General features: G+C 59.9%; 19 protein-coding genes and 1 tRNA gene. 9 read left to right on the top strand and 11 right to left on the bottom strand.

From position 1 onward, the window contains the following. Positions 1-88: 88 nt before the first annotated feature. From ACNA1V_RS07425 to ACNA1V_RS07410, 4 genes are all read right to left on the bottom strand, one after another. Positions 89-253 carry a hypothetical protein gene (locus ACNA1V_RS07425; protein ID WP_415832951.1) on the bottom strand — a complete coding sequence of 55 codons (165 nt, stop codon included), beginning with the start codon at positions 251-253 and terminating at the stop codon, positions 89-91. A 411-nt stretch (positions 254-664) separates the two neighbouring features. Continuing rightward, the gene (locus ACNA1V_RS07420) at positions 665-964 is read right to left on the bottom strand and encodes an antibiotic biosynthesis monooxygenase family protein (protein ID WP_415832950.1); all 300 of its coding nucleotides are present in this window, start codon (positions 962-964) and stop codon (positions 665-667) included. Between the two features lie 1,456 nt (positions 965-2,420). Then, entirely contained in the window at positions 2,421-3,569 is a 1,149-nt protein-coding gene (locus ACNA1V_RS07415; protein ID WP_415832949.1) for an alpha-hydroxy acid oxidase, read from the bottom strand. 111 nt (positions 3,570-3,680) lie between these two features. Continuing rightward, complete coding sequence (locus ACNA1V_RS07410; protein ID WP_415832948.1) at positions 3,681-4,934, bottom strand: flavin-containing monooxygenase; 1,254 nt, start codon at positions 4,932-4,934, stop codon at positions 3,681-3,683. Between the two features lie 433 nt (positions 4,935-5,367). Between ACNA1V_RS07410 and ACNA1V_RS07405 the strand changes: the two genes are divergently transcribed. The 5 genes from ACNA1V_RS07405 to ACNA1V_RS07385 are packed head-to-tail and all read left to right on the top strand — an operon-like array spanning position 5,368 to position 9,656. Continuing rightward, positions 5,368-6,504 (top strand): ABC transporter ATP-binding protein, encoded by a 1,137-nt coding sequence (locus ACNA1V_RS07405; RefSeq protein ID WP_415832947.1) that lies wholly within the window; start codon positions 5,368-5,370, stop codon positions 6,502-6,504. Positions 6,505-6,543: 39 nt separating this feature from the next. Beyond that, a complete protein-coding gene (locus ACNA1V_RS07400; RefSeq protein WP_415832946.1) occupies positions 6,544-7,545 on the top strand; it encodes an NAD(P)H-quinone oxidoreductase in 1,002 nt (333 codons plus the stop codon). A gap of 49 nt (positions 7,546-7,594) precedes the next feature. Further along, positions 7,595-8,212, top strand: coding sequence for a glutathione S-transferase family protein (locus ACNA1V_RS07395; protein ID WP_415832945.1), 618 nt, complete (start codon positions 7,595-7,597; stop codon positions 8,210-8,212). Between the two features lie 8 nt (positions 8,213-8,220). Continuing rightward, positions 8,221-8,697, top strand: coding sequence for a type II 3-dehydroquinate dehydratase (locus tag ACNA1V_RS07390; protein ID WP_415832944.1), 477 nt, complete (start codon positions 8,221-8,223; stop codon positions 8,695-8,697). After that, positions 8,694-9,656, top strand: a complete 963-nt coding sequence (locus ACNA1V_RS07385) for a 2-hydroxyacid dehydrogenase (protein WP_415832943.1) — start codon at positions 8,694-8,696, stop codon at positions 9,654-9,656. The genes ACNA1V_RS07390 and ACNA1V_RS07385 overlap by 4 nt, the downstream gene beginning before the upstream one ends. Before the next feature lie 326 nt (positions 9,657-9,982). Here the strand turns inward: ACNA1V_RS07385 and ACNA1V_RS07380 are convergent, their stop codons facing one another. The 3 genes from ACNA1V_RS07380 to ACNA1V_RS07370 all read right to left on the bottom strand — a co-directional run bounded on the left by ACNA1V_RS07380 (position 9,983) and on the right by ACNA1V_RS07370 (position 12,780). After that, positions 9,983-10,804 (bottom strand): ABC transporter permease, encoded by an 822-nt coding sequence (locus ACNA1V_RS07380; protein WP_415832942.1) that lies wholly within the window; start codon positions 10,802-10,804, stop codon positions 9,983-9,985. Between the two features lies 1 nt (position 10,805). Further along, positions 10,806-11,660 carry an ABC transporter permease gene (locus ACNA1V_RS07375; RefSeq protein WP_415832941.1) on the bottom strand — a complete coding sequence of 285 codons (855 nt, stop codon included), beginning with the start codon at positions 11,658-11,660 and terminating at the stop codon, positions 10,806-10,808. A gap of 94 nt (positions 11,661-11,754) precedes the next feature. After that, entirely contained in the window at positions 11,755-12,780 is a 1,026-nt protein-coding gene (locus tag ACNA1V_RS07370) for an ABC transporter substrate-binding protein (RefSeq protein ID WP_415832940.1), read from the bottom strand. Positions 12,781-13,236: 456 nt separating this feature from the next. Here ACNA1V_RS07370 and ACNA1V_RS07365 point away from each other — a divergent pair, with 456 nt between their 5' ends. From ACNA1V_RS07365 to argE, 4 genes are all read left to right on the top strand, one after another. Then, complete coding sequence (locus ACNA1V_RS07365; RefSeq protein ID WP_415832939.1) at positions 13,237-13,650, top strand: RidA family protein; 414 nt, start codon at positions 13,237-13,239, stop codon at positions 13,648-13,650. A gap of 21 nt (positions 13,651-13,671) precedes the next feature. Next, positions 13,672-14,343 (top strand): DUF1028 domain-containing protein, encoded by a 672-nt coding sequence (locus tag ACNA1V_RS07360; protein ID WP_415832938.1) that lies wholly within the window; start codon positions 13,672-13,674, stop codon positions 14,341-14,343. 221 nt (positions 14,344-14,564) lie between these two features. Further along, positions 14,565-15,548: a LysR substrate-binding domain-containing protein gene (locus ACNA1V_RS07355; RefSeq protein ID WP_415832937.1), complete on the top strand. Its 984-nt coding sequence runs from the start codon at positions 14,565-14,567 to the stop codon at positions 15,546-15,548. Between the two features lie 14 nt (positions 15,549-15,562). Then, on the top strand, positions 15,563-16,774 hold the full coding sequence (gene argE / locus ACNA1V_RS07350) for an acetylornithine deacetylase (RefSeq protein WP_415832936.1): 1,212 nt from the start codon (positions 15,563-15,565) through the stop codon (positions 16,772-16,774). 47 nt (positions 16,775-16,821) lie between these two features. Here the strand turns inward: argE and grxC are convergent, their stop codons facing one another. From grxC to ACNA1V_RS07330, 4 genes are all read right to left on the bottom strand, one after another. Further along, positions 16,822-17,676 (bottom strand): glutaredoxin 3, encoded by an 855-nt coding sequence (grxC, locus tag ACNA1V_RS07345; protein WP_415832935.1) that lies wholly within the window; start codon positions 17,674-17,676, stop codon positions 16,822-16,824. Positions 17,677-18,197: 521 nt separating this feature from the next. Beyond that, positions 18,198-18,274 (bottom strand) — tRNA-Pro (locus ACNA1V_RS07340). 87 nt (positions 18,275-18,361) lie between these two features. Continuing rightward, positions 18,362-19,483, bottom strand: a complete 1,122-nt coding sequence (locus tag ACNA1V_RS07335) for a 3-deoxy-7-phosphoheptulonate synthase (RefSeq protein WP_415832934.1) — start codon at positions 19,481-19,483, stop codon at positions 18,362-18,364. A 115-nt stretch (positions 19,484-19,598) separates the two neighbouring features. Beyond that, positions 19,599-20,279: a CatB-related O-acetyltransferase gene (locus tag ACNA1V_RS07330; RefSeq protein WP_415832933.1), complete on the bottom strand. Its 681-nt coding sequence runs from the start codon at positions 20,277-20,279 to the stop codon at positions 19,599-19,601. Between the last annotated feature and the right edge of the window lie 145 nt (positions 20,280-20,424).

The raw sequence follows: 20,424 nt of genomic DNA, 5'->3' as shown, positions 1-20,424 counted from the left end.
AACTGTTCAAGCAGTTCGGCTGGAATAACCGGCAATACCGGCAGTGGGGTCTTTGTCTTGCGAGGCATAATCACTCCTTGAGTGCATGTTATGCCTTAAACACGAAATCTCTGACAGGCCCAATTTTTACGACAAAATCAGCGAATGCCTGCGAATAATCCCGCTTAATGAAGCCATATTTACCTGACAGCCAACCGACGGCGCCCCCGACAACAATAGGCCCCAGGGCCGCCATAATAATCTGCGTCAACATTCTGTGATTCTCCTGCGTTGCTGAATAGCCAAAAGCCAGGCACCGGAAAACTTGCCAATCCCTGAGGGGCAAGGGCACCTTCATTACTTGAAAACAATCAATAAAAACTTCGCCATGATGGCGTACCAAGATGACAAAACGACAAAAACACCCAACCTGATTCGCCCGTATTCCATCTATGGAACACTTGTGCGCTCCTGATGGACACACGTAAAAAAACCCCCACATGGAATACATATGGGTAGTCGCTTTATGACAGACAGACGGATGATCCGGCCAGACTGCGCAAAAAAACTATAAGTAATTACGCGTAATACTCTACTGCGGCCGCCAGGCCGGATACTTGAGCGGCACGGTGCGGGTGCGGGTTCGCCTGGAACCGCCCCCCCGTCATCCGAACCGTAGAGGATGTCAGCCGTGGCAGACTTCCTCGACATGCACCGTCGTCGGTGCCGCAGCGAAGAAGGGGCTGATGATGGCGCGCCACGCAGGAAACGCCGGGGACTGCCGGAAACCCACCATGTGGTCATCCAGCGTTTCCCATTTGATTTGCAACTGATAGATTTCCGGCGTCTCTATTGCACGCCGTACCTGGTATCCCAGAAACCCCTTGGAATGGGCGATGATGGTGTCTGCACCGTGCTTGATCGCAGCTTCGAAATCACTCTGCTGGCCAGGATGGATATGAATCTCTGTTACTTCGTAAATCATGTTCGGCCTCTGGGTTTCAGACAGTTACCACTATAACTTATCTCAACTGACAAAGCGTAAGTGTTTATTTCAAACACCAGCCAAACTAGCAGTTTGCGCGCTAAACGTTGTTTTCTTCCAGTCAAGAAATGATAACCGCAATTTTCATCAGAGATTCACAATCATTCTCAGGGAAAACCACGAAGCACCAATCTTTTTGCAATAACAAAATAATCTTGCCAAGCGCATCGGGCCGCTTGATTTAGATCAATAGAGCTGCAAAAAAGAAGAATTATCAAATACGTCCGATTCGCGCATCAGGCATCCCGCCATCGGACATGTGCCTGACCTATCCTGACTGCCTGGCAGCAGTTAGGTAAATATTTATTAGCGTTAAATAAATAAAAATACCGCCTGAAGCCCTGTGCCTCACCGATGCCTCGCCCCTGGCCACCCATTTCAGCCAGCGACGCAGTGATCACCATCAGGGGAGGTGCCCGCGTTCACACTCGCGGAACCGCCAGGCCTCACGCTGCTCTGGCAGCGAACCCGAACCACCGATGCCGCATCCGGATTGAACACCGACTGAACCGTTCCGTGGAAATGTCATGCATCACCTCCGGCACGATTCATGGACAATCATTCAATCCGCCATTGCCTCACTGTCAGAATTTCCTGTTACCAAGCCATCATTTCAAATAGGAATATATCGCCATTCCCTATTGCATGGACAACACGGCATCCGACATTCAGGATGAACGCGCCATTCATTCCATTCAATTCCCGCAGCACTCGACAGAAAATGCACTCCCACGCCGAAACTGAATGCAAGAAATAGATTGCCAGGCAATTATTTTTTATTGCAAGACAAGGATTCGCACCGAGACATTCGCCTTAATCGGCACTCGTTTCCCTGCCGAACATCTGCCAAGCCAGAGATCAAAACTCTTTCGACCCGAAATCCCTGCACACCACAAGCCTGATCACCGCAGTCAAAAATCACCGCAGTCGCTCGCAGTAGATAATTCGCGGGACGCATGGTCAAACACCATGCTGGCTGCTGGCGCAATGCACCAGGTGCAAGACCTCGCCGATAGCGGCGCGGCCGCCTGCCATCCCGCACCGGCGTCCCTGCGTTCGGGTGGGTCGGGAAGCGAGCCTGTGTGGCCCAAGCCGATTGCCATATGTTGCGGCGGGGATTCCGCCTACTTCCCCAGAAACATCCGCCATGACTTGCACTGATTGCGGAAAACGTCGGCATTTCCTGGTTCAGCCGCTTCCCAGAAAATGCTGTCTCAGAACGTTTTCATGCCGAATGCAAATTGGCTGGATACTTGCACCCCATGGCTCAACATCGACTCGAAACACTGATAGCCAGCACCATCCATTCATAATACCGGCCCATCCGATTCATCTGCCTGCGATTGCAATACGATCAGAATGGTGAATAGCCAGGCTTATTGAGCAGCGCTCTTGCCTATTTCAGCAAAATATTCCGCCCTACCGTTTCCAGTCGTGTATGGCCGCAAAACGCCATGCTGGTTTCCAACTCTTTCTGCAGGATTTCCAGGGCTCGGCGCACGCCTGCCTGGCCATATGCACCAAGGCCATAGGCGAAACTGCGGCCAATCAAGGTTCCTTTTGCCCCTAGTGCCCAAGCCTTGAGAATGTCCTGGCCGCTACGGATGCCGCTATCGAGCCATACGTCGATATCCTGCCCAACCGCCTCGACAATGCCAGGCAAGGTGCTGATGGTGGATGGTGCGCCGTCCAGCTGCCTACCCCCGTGGTTACTCACGACCAGCGCATCCGCGCCACTTTCTGCTGCCAACCGGGCATCCTCCGCATCCATGATTCCTTTCAGTATCAGCTTGCCTCCCCAGCGGTTCTTGATCCACGCCACATCCTGCCAATTCAGGGTCGGGTCGAACTGCTCCAGCGTCCAGGCGGCCAGGTCGCGCATATCTGACACCCCCTGGGCATGGCCGACGATATTGCCAAATGTCCGCCGCCGCGTTTTCAGCATGTTGCGGCACCAATAAGGCTTGGTCGCCAGGTTGAGCAGATTGGCCAAGGTAGGCCGGGGCGGCGTGGACAAGCCGTTCTTGATGTCCTTGTGGCGCTGGCCGAACATCTGCAGATCCATCGTCAACACCAGCGCGCTGCAGTTTGCCGCCTTGGCTCTGTCGATCAGACTGGCCACGAAATCGCGATCCCTCATCACATAGAGCTGGAACCAGAACGGATGGCCCTTAGTCTCGGCTGCAACTTCCTCCAGAGAACAGATACTCATGGTGGACAAGGTGAACGGAACGCCAAAATCCCGTGCGGCCCGTGCAGCCAGGATTTCCCCATCGGCATGCTGCATGCCGGTCAGGCCTACTGGCGCCAACGCCACCGGCATGGCCACCTCCTGCCCCAGCATGCGCGTGCGGGTCGAACGGCCCGACATATCCACCGCCACTCGCTGACGGAACTTGATCTGCTGGAAATCCGCTTCGTTGGCACGATAGGTGGATTCCGTGTAGGAACCTGTATCCACATAATCGTAGAACATGCGCGGCACACGCTTACGTGCCAGCACGCGCAAGTCTTCAATGCAGGTAATTTTCTGAAGCATGGTCATGTTGAACCCGTCCTGCCTGAATGAGACTGCCCGGTCCGTACAGCCGCCAGGCACCGCGAGCGGGCAGATTCGCCGCCCGCGGCGCCTGACATGCGCCGGCCGTTCCCGCCCTCAGGCGGCTCCCTTCCGGTAAGCCAGATAATTGCGCTGGATCGCAATGTGGTCTGCGATGAAACGGGCGTCGTGCCAGACTCCCCAGATAAAGGAGGACGAACGGTTGGTCTGGTTCGGCAGCCCCAGGAAGTAGATCCCCGCTTCGGCGGAAATACCGCGCTTGTGCAAGGGAGCGCCGTTTTCATCAAAAGCGTTTACTTGCAGCCAGCTGTAATCAAACTTGAAGCCCGTGGCCCAAACGATAGCGGAGATGCCGGCCTCAGCCAGGTTCAGCTTGAGTATGGGATGCTTAATGCAATCAGGATCGGGCAACGGCTCCCAGGCTTGCGGCTCCGGCGGCAAGTCCAGTCCGGTGCGCGCCACGAAGGCATCGGCCTCGCGCAGCACTTCGTAATAGTCGGCGTCGCCCTGCGCGATATTGCGGGCCAAATCATCCGAGAAATGAATGACGCCATTGTCGAAATGGTCCGTCACGCCGACGAGGGTGATGCCATCATGTGCCAGGCGGCGGAAGTCCATGGTTTTGCCGCCGTCGTAGCCACTGACGGCAAAGGCCACATGCTTTTTCTTCTGCTTGCCCACCTCGTCCCACATGCCCAGCGGGCCCAGCCACCAGCAATAATCGCGTTCGCGGTAAGCACGCGGCGGACGGTAATGTTCGCCTATCGAAAGGTACACCTTCCTGCCCGCCTTGTTCAGTTCCTCAGCAATCTGGGAGCCTGAGGCGCCGCCGCCGACCACCAGCACGGCCCCCTCGGCCAGCTGCGCCGGATTCTTGTAGTGCGAGGAATGAATCTGCTGGATGCCGGCGCTCTCCGGGACGATCGTCGGAAAGCTGGGCACCTGGAACGGCCCGGTCGCCGCCACCACATTGTTGGCTTCCATCACGCCTTCGGACGTCGTGATGGTAAAGCCCGGACGGCCTTCGTTGGGTACCACGGATGTCACGGCCACCCCCGTACGAACCGGTGCCTCGATCATCCGGGCGTAATCCTCGAAGTAGCGTGCCATGCGCTCCTTGGGCGGAAACACATCGGGGCCGACATCTTCGAATTTCATATTGGGGAAGCGGTCATGCCAGGCCGGTCCGTTAGCGACCAGCGAATCCCAGCGCTCGGAGCGCCAGCGCTCGGCGATCCGCTGGCGCTCCAGCACCACATGCGAGATGCCTTGATCACGCAAGTGCTCACTCATGGCGATGCCTGCCTGACCGGCACCGACAACTACCGTATCGAATTTTTCCACGGCCATTTTTTCCCTCGATTGAAGCTAGTCTGTATTGGCTCGATGTGGATGTCCGCAAGGAAACCCATCAGCGATCTGCAGCAATGAAATCGCATGGGGAAGCCACATGTGTTCATGCATGGGAACCGAGTGTGCAAAAACTCCAGGCGTTTGAGAACTTCGATTTTCGGACGCGAGGCTTAGGAAAAATCAAAGCACCCGCCCGAGCACCGTGGCGCAACCGGCATCGAGCGCACCGGCGTGAAATTTCGTTTTTCTGAGGGGCGGCATCGGAATCGACAAAGAGGTGAAAAAAGGGCTTTGACGTAAGCTTGACTCACCGTTCATTGAGCGTTCCCGCACTGGCCTGCACTTCAGGATGCCGTTGGCGCGCCTGACTGGCGAAGCAGGAACGTTGCGCTCAATCCCAGCAATGATCAGTCCGCACGATACCGATACCATGAGCCCAAGCGATTCTTCCACCACCCAGCAAAGCCCCTCCCGGCCTGACCAGGCCGCTGTCAGTCTCGAGCGCGTGGCCAAGAAGTACCGCGATCAGACAGTGCTGAAAGACCTGACCCTGAAGATCCAGCGCGGAGAGTTCCTGACGCTGTTGGGTCCCTCCGGCTGCGGCAAAACCACCTTGCTCAACCTGATCGCCGGCTTCGCCGAAGCCGATAACGGTGAAATCTTCATTGACGGGCAATTGGTGACGAATCTGCCGCCCCACCAGCGCAACATCGGCATCGTGTTCCAGAACTACGCGCTTTTCCCGCATATGACGGTGGAACGCAATATTGGCTACGGGCTGAAGATGCGTGGCATCGCGGCAGGCGAGATCCAGCAACGCGTTCAGGAAGCCATGGCCATGGTCAAGCTCGACGGCCTCGGACAGCGCAAGCCCAAGGAGCTTTCCGGCGGACAGCAGCAACGTGTCGCGCTCGCGCGCGCTCTGGTCATCCGCCCTTCGGTACTGCTGCTCGATGAGCCTTTTTCCGCCCTTGATAAAAGCCTGCGTGGCTCCATGCAGGTAGAAATCCGCGACATTCAGCGGCAGCTTGGTGTCACGACAGTGTTCGTCACCCATGACCAGGGCGAAGCCTTGAGCATGTCCGATCGCGTAGCCGTCATGTCAGCTGGGGAAATCCGCCAGATCGCCACGCCAGACGCCCTGTACCGCGACCCGCAGGACACCTTCGTGGCCTCGTTCCTGGGTGATGTCAACGTCCTGCCCGCACACTACCATGGCGAGGATGCCAAAGGCATCCATCTGCGCCTGGGCACCGGGCTCCTACATGTGCCACGCAACCGGCTGGTCGGCGGCGAACATGACGGCGGCCGCCTGGATATCTATGTGCGTCCAGAACAGATCCAGCTGGAAGAACTGCATGCCAATTCCGTCTTGAGCGGTACGGTCGTCAACCACGTGTTCCAGGGCGACCACATCAATTCCTATATAGATGTGGACATTGCCGTCGCCGGCCGCCAGCGGATCATGGTGCGCAGCCCTGGGCTATCCGCAATGAAGCAGTGGCCCGTCAGTTCCGTCGTCGGGCTGGCGATGCCGGACGACGGCATCAGCGTCTTCCGCCCCTGAACAGCATCATCCCCCCGAGTGACCGACATGCCGACCGACATGCCTGAACGGCTTCCTGCCACCATGCAGGCCATCATTGCCCGTGAACCTGGCGACGCCACTGTCCTGGCCCTGGCCGAACGCCCGGTTCCCGCTCCTGGCGCCGGTCAGGTGCTGCTGCGCGTACTGGCCGCCGGCGTCAACCGGCCCGACATCATGCAACGCGAAGGCAAGGCCAGCCCGGCGCCGGGTGTCACAGATATTCTCGGCCTGGAAGCCTGCGGCGAAGTCGTGGCCTGCGGCGCAGGCGTGCCTGCCGCCTGGATGGGCCAGCGCCTGATGGCCCTGCTGCCCGGTGGCGGCTATGCGCCCTGGTGCGTGGCGACGCTGGCGCATTGCCTGCCGGTGCCGGATGGCATCAGCCACGATGCGGCGGGCGCGCTGCCTGAAGGCCTGTTCACCGTATGGCATAACCTGTTTGAGCTCGGTGGCCTGCAAATGGGCCAGACGGCGCTGATCCACGGCGGCGCAGGCGGCATCGGCAGCCTGGCCATCAGCATGGCAAAAGCCACAGGCGCCAGCGTGATCACCACCGTCGGACAACCGGAGCGCCGGACAGCGCTGGTCGATATGGGAGCCGACCTGGCGCTCTGCTATCGCAACGAAGATTTTGTTCAGGGCTGCCTGGATTTCACCCAGGGGCGCGGCGTGGATGTCGTGCTGGACATGGTCGGCGGCGACTACATTCGCCGCAATCTCCAGGCCATGGCCTTCGGCGGCAGGCATATCAGCCTGTCATTCATGCAGGGTTCAGCGGTAACGCTTGAACTGCTGACGCTGATGCAAAAACAATTGAGCCTGCATTCGTCCACCATGCGCCCTCAGAGCCACGAGGAAAAAGCCCGCATGGCACGAGCGATCACAACGCATGTGCTGCCCCTGCTTGCCAAAGGAGCTGTCCGGCCACGCGTGCACACCATCTTGCCGCTGGCCCAGGCCGGCGCCGCCCACACCCTGCTGGAAAACGGCGAGGTATTCGGCAAGATCGTGCTGCGCCCCTGAGCCGAGCCAGCCAGGCCGCAGCCCCCTTCATTCCTCACAGGCCAGAACCATGCTGCAACTGCTCTACGCCCCCACCTCCCCCTTCGTTCGCAAGGTCATGGTGTGCGCTCACCTGCTTGATCTTGTCGATCATATCGCGCTGCTCGACAGCGCGGCCCACCCCATCCGCCGCGACCCGCGCATCGCCGCCCATAACCCCCTGGCCAAGGTTCCCACGCTTATCCTGCCGGACGGCCTGGCCCTCTACGACAGCCGCGTCATTTGCGAGTACCTGGCCGCCCGCGCCCACGACACCCATCTGTTCCCTGCCGCCCCGGAACGCTGGCGCACGCTGACCTGGCAGGCCCTGGGTGACGGTTTGCTGGATGCTGCCCTGCTGGCACGCTATGAGTCCACCGCCAGGAGCGCAAGTGAACAATCCGCCGCCTGGCGTACCGCGCAACTGGGCAAGGTACAGGCCGGCTTGCAGGCCCTGGAATCCCTGGCCCCCGCCCTGGCGGTGAGCACGCCGAGCATAGGAGAAATCACCATAGGCTGCGGGCTGGGCTACCTGGATTTCCGTTTTCCCGAAATCGACTGGCGCAGCGAGCACCCGCAGCTGACACGCTGGTTTACCGCCTTCATGGCCTTGCCTGCCATGCAGCTCACCGCCCCCCATGAGGCATGATCTTCGCCATGACACCCCCTGATCTTCCCCACAAACGGGTCTGGTTCCTCAACGGCCCCAATGCCAATCTCTATGGACTGGACGCCAGCAAGGTGTATGGCAACGACAGCTTCCCGGTCCTGCAACAACGCTGTGAAGCCAAGGCCGCCGCCTTGCAACTGGACTTGCGCTTCGTGCAATCAAACTACGAAGGCCAACTGGTTGACTGGATCCAGGAGGCCCGCGGCACCGCCGCAGGCATCATCATCAATGCCGCGGGCCTGACCTACAGTTCGATACCCATTCTCGATGCGCTGCTGGCCTTTCCCGGACGCATCATCGAAGTCCACATGAGCAATATCTGGCGCCGTGAACCGTTTCGCCATCATTCCTACATTTCCAAGGCTGCCGACGGCGTCATTGCCGGCCTGGGCGGCAACGGCTATGAAATGGCCATCGAAGCCATGTCCCGGCTGATCGACACGCCCGAGACGCAAACGCCATGACGCCCCCTCGACCGCCCCAGCCCGCCCTGGGCACCCTGGCCTTCTACAGCGAGTTCGACGATTTCAAGGTCTGGAAGGCTGCCTTGCAGGCGCAATTACCCATGCTGGACATCGTGCATGCCAGTGAGATCCGGGACCCGGCGGATATCCACTATGTCCTGGCCTGGAAGCCGCCCGAAGGTTTCTTCGACCCGATGCGCAACCTGCGCCTGATCATCAATCTGGGCGCTGGCGTGGATGCGCTGACAGGACGGCGGGATTTGCCTGACGGCGTTCCCATCACCCGGCTCAGCGATCCGCGCATGGCGCAAATGATGGCCGGCTACGTACTGTTTGCGGTACTGCGACACGCCCGTGACATTCCCTACTTCGAACAGGCCCAACGCCAGGGCAAATGGGCCTACCGCCACCCTCGTTCACCCGAGGAAATCCGAGTCAGCGTGCTCGGGCTGGGGGAACTGGGCGCTCAGGCTGCCGGGGAACTGCAACGGCAGGGGTTTGCCGTCAGCGGCTGGTCACGCACACCACGAGACATTGCCGGCGTGCGTTGCCATGCCGGCCCGGACACGCTGGAAACCGTCCTGTCGCAAGCGGATATTCTGGTGGTCATGCTGCCGCTCACGCCCGAGACCCGCGGCCTGCTGAACCGTCAAAAACTCCTGAAGCTGCCGCACGGCGCAGCGCTCATCAATGTGGCCCGAGGCGCACTGATCGACCAGGCCGCCATGACCGAACTGCTGCAATCGGGGCATATCGGCTCGGCCACACTGGATGTCTTCGAACACGAACCCCTGCCAGCCAGCGACCCCTTATGGCTGCTGGACAATGTGCTCATCACCCCGCATCTGGCATCGGTCGCGATCCCTTCCTCCGCCGCAGCGCAAATCGCCCAGAACATTATCCGGGCCAGCCGGGGCGAAACACCCGCGCACCAGGTCACGCCCGCACGCGGATACTGACGCTCACGGCCAGGCTCGCCGCCTCGCCCACTTGCCGCTCCACGGAACGCACTGTTCCCGCAGGCCTGAAACCATCCCGCCTGCGGGAACAGTGCGCCCTGGCTCGGCGGCTTGCCCAGGATAGGCATCTCTGCACCGGGTGTGCATGAGGGATGCCAAGACCAGAGCCCCGCTCGGAGACCTCAACACCTCTGCCTGGGCCTGGCGGACGCTTCCAGGAAACAGCCGCACGCCCTCGGTCGCTGAATGCGAAGACAGCCCGGCTGTGCCATCCAGCACAGCCGGGCTGTCGTCCCAAGTCTGCTGCGTCAGCAGCCGTCTGCGAGTCAGTGCCCCTCTTCGATATTGAGCACCTTGCCCAAACCCAGGAAACGGTTGGCAATCACCAGAGCCCCGGCTGTCACCACGATATAGACCACGGACAATGCCGCCAGGGTCGGGTCGGCATACTCTCGTACATAGTTGTACATGGAAACCGGCAGCGTCTGAGTGACCTGCGTCGTGACAAACAAGGATGCGGTGAATTCATTGAACGACATGATGGCGGCAAACAGCCAGCCGCCAAACAGCCCAGGGGCCAGCAAGGGCAGCGTGACGGTGAAAAGCACTTTCACGGGCGTCGCACCCAGGCTGGCAGCCGCCTGCTCCAGACGTTCGTCCATGTTCTCCAGCGACACATAGACACTGCGCAACACGAACGGCAAAACCAGCATGACATGGCACAGAATCACCAGGGCAAAGCCACGCTCCACCTGGAACTGCGCCACCAGAATCAACAAGCCCAGCCCCAAGGTGAAATGGGGAATGACCAAGGGCGACAGCAGCACGCTTTGCAGCGCAGCCTTGCCCCAGAACTCCAGTCGCTTGACGGCGATGGCCAGCGCGGTGCCGATGACCAGTGCCAGCGATGAGGCCCAGGCCGTCACGATCAGGCTGGATTTGAAGCCATGCTGGAAGTCCGGGTAGGTAAAAACACGCGCAAACCATTTCCACGACCAGGACTGGGGCGGGAACGTCAGAATGGCGCGCTCATTGAAGGCAGCAATGCTCACCACCAAGACAGGCATCAGTACAAAGGCAAGAATCAAGGCCACTGTCACGGGGCCGGCCACGCGCAGCGGCAAAGGCAAGGCGGAACGCATGCACATTTCAATGGCCTCCAATTTTCTTGAGCCGGCGGGTCAATATGCCCAGCAGCATCAGCGACACGACCGTCAGTACCAGGCCCGCAATGCTGAGACTGGCCGCCAGGGGGAAATTCATGGACGAGAAGCCCAGTTGATATACCAGGGTCGAAACCGTGGGCACCCGGCCACCGCCTATCATCTGCGGGGTGGCGAACGCGCTGAAAGTCCAGGCAAATGCCGTGGTGATACTGGCCAGAATGCCCGGCATGGACAAGGGCAAGGTAACGGTCAGGAAGGTGCGCACCGGACCGGCGCCCAGGCTTTGCGCCGCCTTTTCATAGGCCCGGTCGATATGCGAAATGGCCGTTGCCAGCATCAGGACGACGACGGGAATGGTTACGTGCACCAGCGCAATCAGGACACCCAGGTGGGTGAACATCAGCTGCAAAGGTCCGTCTATCAGGCCCAACTGCCGCAACAGGGTATTGATGAATCCCGTATTGCCCAGCACGATCAGCCAGGAGTACGTGCGCACGATCTCCCCCAGGAACAGCGGCGTGATCGAAGCGATCAGAATGAATGCCTTCAGGCCCCGATGGCGCACACGCACCAGCGCATAGGCCAGGGGGTAGGCCACCAGCAGCGTCAGCACCGTCGTTTCGAGGCTCAGCAGAAAAGTGTTCAGGAACGCGCTGAGATAGATCGGCTTGTCCAGGTCGGTGAAGTTGGCGAATGTCAGCCCGCCCACATCCAGGGAACCAGGAATGAAGGTTCGCAAACTGAACTGGAAGACAGCGGCCAATGCGGCGCAAATGCCCAGTGCAACAAGCACTGCGGGGGATACCAGCCATGCCCTGAGTCCGGATAGCGTGTTCATAGCTAGGGTGCTCTGTCTAGAAGAGGAAAAACCGGCGCGGCAGTCAAGCGATGTCCATCTCTGACTTCCGCGCCGTTGAATGCGCTGCCAACAATCAGTTCATGATGTTTTCAGTGAACCACTTGCGCCATTCCGCCGTTTTTTCAGCGCGCAACTTGTTGTCGATCACAATGGTCTGCGTATCCCACTGGTCCTTGGTCGTAAAGACGCCGGGCAAGGCAGCATCCTCGGCAGACACCTGGGCGTTATCCACGACGGGGCTGGCCTTCTTCGCGGCCACGATCTTCGCCTGGACTTCGGGCGACAGTGCAATGCTCATGAATTTGTAGGCCAGGTCTTCCTTGTCGGAACCCTTCATGATGCCCATGGCATCCACCCCCAGCACCGCGCCCTCCTTGGGCATGGCTACCTTGATGGGCACGCCCTGATTGATCATGTGGTAGGCGTTCATCGACAGCAGCACCTGCACTGGCGTTTCTCCGGATGCAATCAGCTGCTGGCTGTTAGCGTCGTTGGTGTAGAACGCCTTGAAATTGGGCTTGAGCGCCTTGAGTTTCTCCTGGCCCTTTTCCCAATCGGCCGCGTCGGCGCCAGAGAGCTTGGCGGACACGGCGATGATGTGGCTGGGATCGAAATCGGGCGAAGCGATCTTGCCCTTGAGCGCCGGGCTCCAGAGATCTTCCCAGCTGCTGAAGGTGACATCGTCCGGCACCAGATCCGGACGGTAGCCGATGGTATAGACATAGGCCCAGCTGCCGAGATGGTAAGGGCTGATCCTGGCCTGCTCGACCAGGTGATCGTAGTTGGCAATCTTGCTGGTATCGAGCGGCTCGAACAGATCCGCATCCGCATACAGCCAACCGATGTGCGAGGTCGTGAACGTAATATCGCTTTCCGGCTTGGATGCCAGCTTGGCCTTGTTCAAGCGGTCAATGGTGCCGCCCGTGATGTATTCAACCGGCACACCGGTTTCACGCGTGAACTGCTTGCCGATGTTTTCATCAATCAGGTCACGGAAACTGCCGCCCCAGGTACTCACTACCAATGGTTCCTGAGCCCAAGCCACGGAAGAAAAAAGCGCACCGGCCAGAACGCCGGCCGTCATGTATTTCTGAATCATTGAAAACCTCTTTCAGTAGGTTGAACTGTCTCGGAACAAAACCGCAAGCAAGGCGGGTGGCAATGAATACCGGCCTGAACGCAGAAGCCGACCCAGGCACGCGTGGCGCCATTTCCTGCCTGGCGGCGATGAAGCGGCGGCCCCTTGGGCGCCACCTGCAAGCAAGGCCAGGCAAGGTCTGCGTGGAAAAATGATCGGAGATACCGAGGGTGCCCGCCAAGTCGCCTTTTCCTTATGGGTGGCTCGCAATTCCTGAGGATTTTTCGTGGTGCATCGACCTGGCCTATCACGGTGCAAATGCACGGAAACAGTGCATCCGGCGCCATGGCGAACTATCGGAAAATCCGACACACCGGGCCGGAAAAGACAAATGGGCAAGGTCGGGGATTTGGCCGAGGATGACATCCGAGAACGGCCCTGACAGGCCATGATCCATCACCCGGAACCCTTGCCACCATGAAACACACCCGCATCCGCACCTTCAACACCAAAGACACGTATCCCGAACAGAAACTGGATAACGACCTGTGCCAGGCCGTCGTCGCACGTGGCCGCACCGTGTTTCTGCGCGGGCAAATCGGCCAGAACCTGGATACCTCCGCAAGCGTATGCATTGGCGACGCCAAGGGCCAGGCGGAACAGGCCATGGCCAACATCGACATGCTGCTGAAGGAAGCTGGCGGTGAGCTTGAAGACATCTGCAAGATCACGATCTACCTGATCGACCCGCGCTATCGTGAAGAGGTCTATCGCGTGGTAGGCAGCTGGCTCAAAGGGGTGCATCCGGTCTCCACCGGCATTGTCGTCTCTGCCCTGGCCCGCCCGGAGTGGCTGGTTGAAATCGACGCCACTGCCGTCATCCCGGACTGACCCTGCCCAGGAGCCTGCGACATGACCTTTTCCATCATCGCGCGTTGCCCGGCAAGCGGCCAGTTCGGCGCCGCCGTCGCGTCATCTTCGCCCGCCGTCGCATCACGTTGCATTCGCGCCCGTCAGGGCGTGGGGGCAGCTGTCAGTCAATGCATCACAGACCCGAAACTGGGGCCCATGCTGCTCGACCTGATGGCCCAGGGACACACGCCGCAGGCCGCTGTCAACGCCTTGCAGGGCGAAGCGTTCATCGAGTACCGGCAGCTCATGGCCATCGACGCGCATCATTCTGCCGTCATCTTCACCGGTGCCGCCGCCCTGGGTACGCTTTCCAGCGCCATCGGCCAGGACGCTGCCTGCGCCGGCAACATGCTGGCTACGCGGGATGTGCCGCAAGCCATGCTGGCCGCCTTCGAGCACACCCAGGGCAGCCTGGCGGAACGCCTGATGCAGGCGCTGATTGCAGGCGAACAGGCCGGCGGCGAGGAAGGCCCGGTGCACTCCGCCGGGCTGCTGGTGTACGGGGAAGTCAGCTGGCCCATGATAGACCTGCGCATGGACTGGGTCGAAGACGATCCCATTGCGGCACTGGCCGCTGCCTGGACGGTCTATGCCCCGCAGTTACAAGACTACCTAACCCGGGCACGGGATCCTCGGGCCGCCCCCAGTTTCGGCGTCCCCGGCAATCTCTGACTGTGGTTGGCGCGGATGGGACAGCACATGTGTTTGAGCGCAGCAGGCATTGGCCGCATAATCAGGACAGCATGCCCAAAACAGCCTGCACGGCAGTCGGCGCCCCAACCCTTCGCGTGCGGGCTGGCGCTTGGCCATGATCCTCGGCGCGTATCGCTCCCGCCCGGTCAAGGCGGATGATACCGACGCACCCAGACATTCGTTGCTCACAGGCTTCCGCCATGCTCAATCGCATCTCGTTGCGCCAGATGGAATACTTCGTCGCTACCGCCAAGCACGGCAGCATCGCGACGGCATCCGCACAGATTCACATTTCCTCGCCGTCGATTTCGGCCGCCATCGCCCATATCGAAGCGGAACTCGGTGTCCAGCTGTTCGTGCGCTATCCATCCAAGGGGCTGGCGCTGACTACCATCGGCACACAGGTCATGCAGGAGTGCGAATCCCTGCTGGAACGTGCCTCCAGCCTCTACAACATCGCCGCTACATCAAACGGCATCATCCAGGGGCCGCTGCGCGTCGGCTGCTTTCAATCGCTGGCGCCCATGATCGCTCCCGAAGTCATCTACGGTTTTTCCCGCGCCTTCGAAAAGGTAGAACTGCAGATGGTGGAAGGCAATCAGCGCGAACTGATGGCCCACCTCAGCAACATCGACATCGACGTTGCCATTACCTATGACCTGCAGCTGAGCGAAGGCGTGGAGTTCGAAGCGCTGGCTCGCCTCCCCCTGCATGTACTGGTCAGCGAACTGCACCCGCTGGCGCAGGAACCTGCCGTCACGCTCCAGGAACTGGCCGAACTGCCCATGGTGCTGCTGGATCTGCCGGTCAGCCGTGAATACTTTCTTTCCGTATTCGCCAAGGAAGGGCTGGAACCCCGGATCGCAGCCCGTTCACGTTCGGAAGATGTCGTGCGCTCCATGGTGGCCAATGGCCTGGGGTACTCGCTGTTCAACGTCCGGCCGCGCTCCAACCTGTCGCTCGATGGCAAGCGCTTCGTGCGGGTACGCCTGGCGGGCCAGCACCGGCCCATGCTGCTGGGGCTGGCCACCTATCAGGCCATGGAGCAATCCCGCCTGACCAAAGTGTTTATGCAACGCTGCCGAGCCTATATCTCGGATCAATACATACCCGGAATGAGCGCATCGAGCTTTTTCGACCCGCACATTGTCACTTCGTCTGACGACGATACCCCGCCACGCTGACTCTTGCCTCCACCATGACTGCTGCCTCTCCCGCCTCCAGCCTTACCCTGCTGCGTGAACTGATTGCCTTTCAATCAGTGTCATTGCATCCGAACCTGGATCTGATGGCGCGGATTCAAGCCCGGCTGGCAGAAGCCGGTATCCACTCGACACTGGAGCGCAACCCGGACGACCCGGCACGCACCAATCTGTTTGCCAGCGTCGGCCCGGCAGATCGTCCGGGCATACTGCTTTCCGGCCATACCGATGTCGTACCGGTAGATGGACAACCCTGGCAAACGCCCCCCTTCGAAGCCACCGAGCGCGACGGCCGCCTGTATGGCCGGGGCAGCGCCGACATGAAAGGCTTTGTCGCCTGCGCGGTACAGGCCATGTGCAATGCCGCACGCATGCCGCTGCAACGCCCCCTGCTCCTGGCGCTCTCCTACGATGAAGAAATCGGCTGCGTAGGGGTGCGCCACCTGCTGCGGGCACTGGAAGCGCAGGCCATCACCCCGCCGCTGCTATGCATAGTAGGGGAACCCACCTTGATGCAGATCGGCACAGGCCACAAAGGCAAAGCCGCCTACCGTGCCCTCTGTTGCGGCCAGGCCGGGCATTCCGGTCTGGCGCCACGTTTCGTGAACGCCCTCCATACTGCCGCCGATCTGATCAGCGCCATGCGCGACGTCCAGGCAGATATAGCAGCCGCTGGCGCGCGGGAATCCGGTTACGCCATTCCCTACTCCACCATTCATGCCGGCACGATCCAGGGCGGCAAGGCACTCAACATCGTCCCCAGCAACTGCGAAGTCAATTTCGAAATCCGTCACATCACCGCAGACGACCCGGCACGCATTCTCGCCATGATCCTGGCGCGTACGCAAGAACGCATCCAGCTCGCGCCCATTGCCGAAGCCACGCGAGCCCCTGCGCCGCCACCGCAGATCGAACAGATGAATGCCTACCCTGGCCTGCAAACTGCAGAAAATACGCCCGCCGTCCGCCTGCTTGCGTCCTGGCTACCGGCAGGCACGGCCTGCACCAAGGTAGCCTTTGGAACGGAAGGCGGGCTATTCCAGCAAACCTGGGCGAATACGCCGGTAGTGGTCTGTGGGCCGGGCAGCATCGAAGTCGCGCACAAGGCCGACGAATACATCGAACTGGAACAACTGGCTGCCTGCGACCACTTGCTGGCACGCCTGACAGCATCCCTGTGCCAGCCCATGCTGGAAGACACGGACTGACGCAACCCGTTCCCGGAAAAAAGGCATCGCCGGACGCCAGCCTGGTTTCAAGCCATCATGTTCCCGGCCAGCCAGGCCCCCAGACGACCAGAGCGCGCAAGTGCTTTCAGCTCATCCACGCCCCCGACATGGGTGGCGCCAATGAAGATTTGGGGCACAGTCCGTTGACCACCGCTACGGGCAACCATCACCTTTGCCGCTGCCTGGTCACAATCAACATCGACCTCGATGAACGCCACGCCCTTTTCACTCAGAAATGCCTTGGCGGCCTGGCAATACCGGCACCCTGGCGCCGTGTAGATCAACACACCGGCATCGTGCGTCGGCGCCGCTTTTTCCTGCAACCAAGCAATGACTTCGGCAGCTGATCTATCCGACGGAAACACCGGATAAAACACATGCTCAATCACACCGTCCTTGATGATCAAGGTCAGGCGCTTGAGCAGCCGCATGCCCGCCACGGTCAGGATAGGCAGACGCAGCGCGTCTGCCAGCTGAAACTCGGCATCGCTCAGTATTTGGAAGGACAAGCCCAGCCGATCGGACAGCTCTTTCTGATATTCCGGCGTTTGCGTACTCAGTCCGAATATCTTGACACCAAAGGCGGCAAACACCTCTTGCTCAGCCTGGAATGACAGGGTTTGCGGCGTACAGCCGCGAGCGCCCGGAATGTCGTCCCAGCCCTGGGGCATTTCAATCCCTGGAACGCCAGTCTTCGGATAGGCATAAACAACGACCCGGCCCGGCAAGGCGGACAGATCCACCCGTGCGCCAGACGTCGAACGCAGCGATATGGCAGGCATCCGAAGGCCGGTCAGGTGATCCGCTGCGCCATCGTCCACCGGAACTGGCAGACCGTCGGGAAGAGGAAAGGGTCCGGGGGTGCGCTGAGTATTGGTCATGAGAGTGCTCCTCTATTAAACGCTTTTTATAGCCGTAAAATAGACCACCAAACAGCACCACTTTTACCCACCCTGACTAGTCCATTTGGATAGCACAACGACGCGCCAGCCTTGCCATTCCCCGGCCGCGGCCTCATATCGTTGCTTCGTACTGCTGCTTCGTACCGCTGCTTCATACATTTGCGCGGCCTATCTTCGCGAAGATTGTTTGAATGCCACATCGGACGCATCCGCGCCCTCCATGCCGAATGCGGCGCAACACGGCTGGCGGCGTTGGAACCGGCGCGGTCGGCCAGACGCACATCCTGCCCGGCCACCAGCGTATGCGCTACCTGCCTGGCTTGGCTGCTCACGCTGACGCTGTGCAGGTCACTGCTTAAGGGGGGCCACGCTGACGCGTTCGGCGGCAGAGGACTGCCATTCAGATGGATGGTTCCATCCAAAAATAGGGTGCCCGATAACCTCCTCGGCACAAAACAAAAAGGGCCAGCAGCGCAAAGCTGCTAACCCTTTGAATTCATTGGTCGGGGCGACATGATTCGAACATGCGACCCTCTGGTCCCAAACCAGATGCGCTACCAGACTGCGCTACGCCCCGACTGACTAAGAACGAGATTGTAACTCAAATCCCGCCAGACGCCTATCACGCTGCTGCCCGGGCAAGTTTGCCTGGCACCTGGCGCGCTCAGGCCAGTGCGCGGCGCTGCCGTACAGCCGTGGCCAAGGTTTCCAGCACGCCTTCGGTTTGCGCCCAGCCCAGGCATGCATCGGTGATCGACACGCCGCGCTCCAGGACCACTCCCGGTTTCAACTCCTGACGCCCCTCGGCCAGATTGCTCTCCAGCATGATGCCGGTAATGCGTTGCTCCCCGCCAGCAATCTGCTCGGCCAGGTCGGCTGCCACGTTGATCTGGCGTTGATGCGATTTGTTCGAATTGGCATGCGAACAATCCACCATGACCTGCTCACGCAAGCCAGCCTTGCGCAAGACGGCGCAGCAGGCTTCGATGCTGGCGGCATCGTAATTCGTGCCGTGTTTGCCACCACGCAGGATGACATGCGCGTCTTCGTTGCCACGGGTTTCGAAAATTGCCGCCACGCCCATTTTCGTCATGCCGATAAAGGCATGGCTGGAACTGGCTGCCACAATGGCATCCACTGCGACCTGTACGCCACCATCCGTACCGTTCTTGAAACCAATCGGGCAGCTCAGGCCCGAGACCAGTTGCCTGTGGCTCTGGCTTTCGGTCGTGCGTGCACCAATCGCTCCCCAGGCAATCAGGTCTGCAATGAACTGCGGGCTGAGCAGATCGAGGAATTCCGTGCCTACCGGTAAGCCCAGCTGCGCAATTTCCAGCAGCAGCTTGCGCGCACGGCGCAAACCTTCATTGATGCAGAAACTGCCATCGAGTCGCGGGTCGTTGATGTAGCCCTTCCAGCCCACCGTCGTACGCGGTTTTTCGAAGTACACCCGCATGACGATCAGCAGTTCATCGCGGTAGCGTTCTGCCGCCCCCTTGAGCAGATGCGCATATTCAATTGCCTGCGCGTGGTCGTGAATGGAACACGGCCCGACCACCACCACCGGCCGGTCATCGCGGCCATGCAGGACATCGGCAATGGCGTCGCGCGCCTGTTGAACCGAATGATGCACCGACTCCGGCACCGGCAGTTCATCTTCCAGCAAGGCAGGTGAAATCAAGGGGCGCACTGCGCTGATGCGCACATCATTAATGCGCAAGGCATCCTGCGTGACCGGCACCGTTTCGGTGACCGTCTCAGGCAGCGTGGCGGTATGACTGCTCACAGGGCTTCTCCGGTAGGAAGTTTGACGGCCCGGGCGGATCCGGGCCCAACCCTGTGATTATCGCACTGCACCATGCCGTTTTTTGAAACCGATGAAAAAGCAGCCCTGATCTCTGTCAGGAACCGGTCATTGACGCAGAATCAGCACGCCCCTGCCCCACGCCCTGATCAAAATGTTCGGATGCAGCCAGCAAGGCAGGGAAATCATTGCCGCACAGCAAAGGGCGCAAGGCTTCGAATTTCGCTTCGCTCCAGCGGTAGATGCCTAATGCCAGAATCGACTCGACGGTCGCTGCCGCGAACCGCTGCCGGATCGGTACCGCAGGATTGCCTGCCACGACAGTATAGGGCGGCACATCCTTGGTCACGATGGCCCCGGATGCAAGCACTGCCCCCTCACCTATCGTAACGCCCGGCATGATCATGGCCCGCATACCTATCCAGGCCCCATCGCCAATGACCGTATCCCCCTTGCCGACATAGGCTTGCTCTATGGTTTCGACGAAAGGGTAAAGGCTGAACCAATCCATGCGATGCGTGTGATTTCCGCCCATCAGGATAACGGCCTGCGCGCCGATACAAACATAGTCACCGATATACAGCTGATCTATGGGCCACAAGGGATCCCAGGCCTGAAGGCTGTATGCATCGCCATACAGGTAACGCACCACGCTCTGTTCGAAAGAACCGCTCCAGGCATCGCTGTAATAGCTATGGGTGCCCTGGATATGGATGTTCGGGTTGCGCACGGAAGCGTGCAAATACTCAACGTTGGACCAGTGCTTCGCAAGCGTCATGCCATTTTTCCATTCAATCATTGCCAGGCCAGAAACCAGGGCCGGCCGATTGCTGACACATTCGGGCCTACCCGCTGCAGCCGTGCTGCCAGGAAATTGTAGTCAAGAACGTCGGAACGGGTTTTCGCATGCAAAACGGCCCGCA

The sequence above is a fragment of the Kerstersia similis genome (assembly GCF_965139615.1).
GTDB classification, from domain to species: Bacteria; Pseudomonadota; Gammaproteobacteria; order Burkholderiales; family Burkholderiaceae_B; genus Kerstersia; species Kerstersia similis.
The sequence above is the reverse complement of the archived record's forward strand: the minus strand, read 5'-3'. Positions and strand labels throughout refer to the sequence as shown.

Coding starts and splice junctions, on each gene's coding strand:
- ACNA1V_RS07425 (WP_415832951.1), bottom strand. CDS start 253: ATGTTGACGCAGATTATTATGGCGGCCCTGGGGCCTATTGTTGTCGGG.
- ACNA1V_RS07420 (WP_415832950.1), bottom strand. CDS start 964: ATGATTTACGAAGTAACAGAGATTCATATCCATCCTGGCCAGCAGAGT.
- ACNA1V_RS07415 (WP_415832949.1), bottom strand. CDS start 3,569: ATGACCATGCTTCAGAAAATTACCTGCATTGAAGACTTGCGCGTGCTG.
- ACNA1V_RS07410 (WP_415832948.1), bottom strand. CDS start 4,934: ATGGCCGTGGAAAAATTCGATACGGTAGTTGTCGGTGCCGGTCAGGCA.
- ACNA1V_RS07405 (WP_415832947.1), top strand. CDS start 5,368: ATGAGCCCAAGCGATTCTTCCACCACCCAGCAAAGCCCCTCCCGGCCT.
- ACNA1V_RS07400 (WP_415832946.1), top strand. CDS start 6,544: ATGCCTGAACGGCTTCCTGCCACCATGCAGGCCATCATTGCCCGTGAA.
- ACNA1V_RS07395 (WP_415832945.1), top strand. CDS start 7,595: ATGCTGCAACTGCTCTACGCCCCCACCTCCCCCTTCGTTCGCAAGGTC.
- ACNA1V_RS07390 (WP_415832944.1), top strand. CDS start 8,221: ATGACACCCCCTGATCTTCCCCACAAACGGGTCTGGTTCCTCAACGGC.
- ACNA1V_RS07385 (WP_415832943.1), top strand. CDS start 8,694: ATGACGCCCCCTCGACCGCCCCAGCCCGCCCTGGGCACCCTGGCCTTC.
- ACNA1V_RS07380 (WP_415832942.1), bottom strand. CDS start 10,804: ATGTGCATGCGTTCCGCCTTGCCTTTGCCGCTGCGCGTGGCCGGCCCC.
- ACNA1V_RS07375 (WP_415832941.1), bottom strand. CDS start 11,660: ATGAACACGCTATCCGGACTCAGGGCATGGCTGGTATCCCCCGCAGTG.
- ACNA1V_RS07370 (WP_415832940.1), bottom strand. CDS start 12,780: ATGATTCAGAAATACATGACGGCCGGCGTTCTGGCCGGTGCGCTTTTT.
- ACNA1V_RS07365 (WP_415832939.1), top strand. CDS start 13,237: ATGAAACACACCCGCATCCGCACCTTCAACACCAAAGACACGTATCCC.
- ACNA1V_RS07360 (WP_415832938.1), top strand. CDS start 13,672: ATGACCTTTTCCATCATCGCGCGTTGCCCGGCAAGCGGCCAGTTCGGC.
- ACNA1V_RS07355 (WP_415832937.1), top strand. CDS start 14,565: ATGCTCAATCGCATCTCGTTGCGCCAGATGGAATACTTCGTCGCTACC.
- argE (WP_415832936.1), top strand. CDS start 15,563: ATGACTGCTGCCTCTCCCGCCTCCAGCCTTACCCTGCTGCGTGAACTG.
- grxC (WP_415832935.1), bottom strand. CDS start 17,676: ATGACCAATACTCAGCGCACCCCCGGACCCTTTCCTCTTCCCGACGGT.
- ACNA1V_RS07330 (WP_415832933.1), bottom strand. CDS start 20,279: ATGACGCTTGCGAAGCACTGGTCCAACGTTGAGTATTTGCACGCTTCC.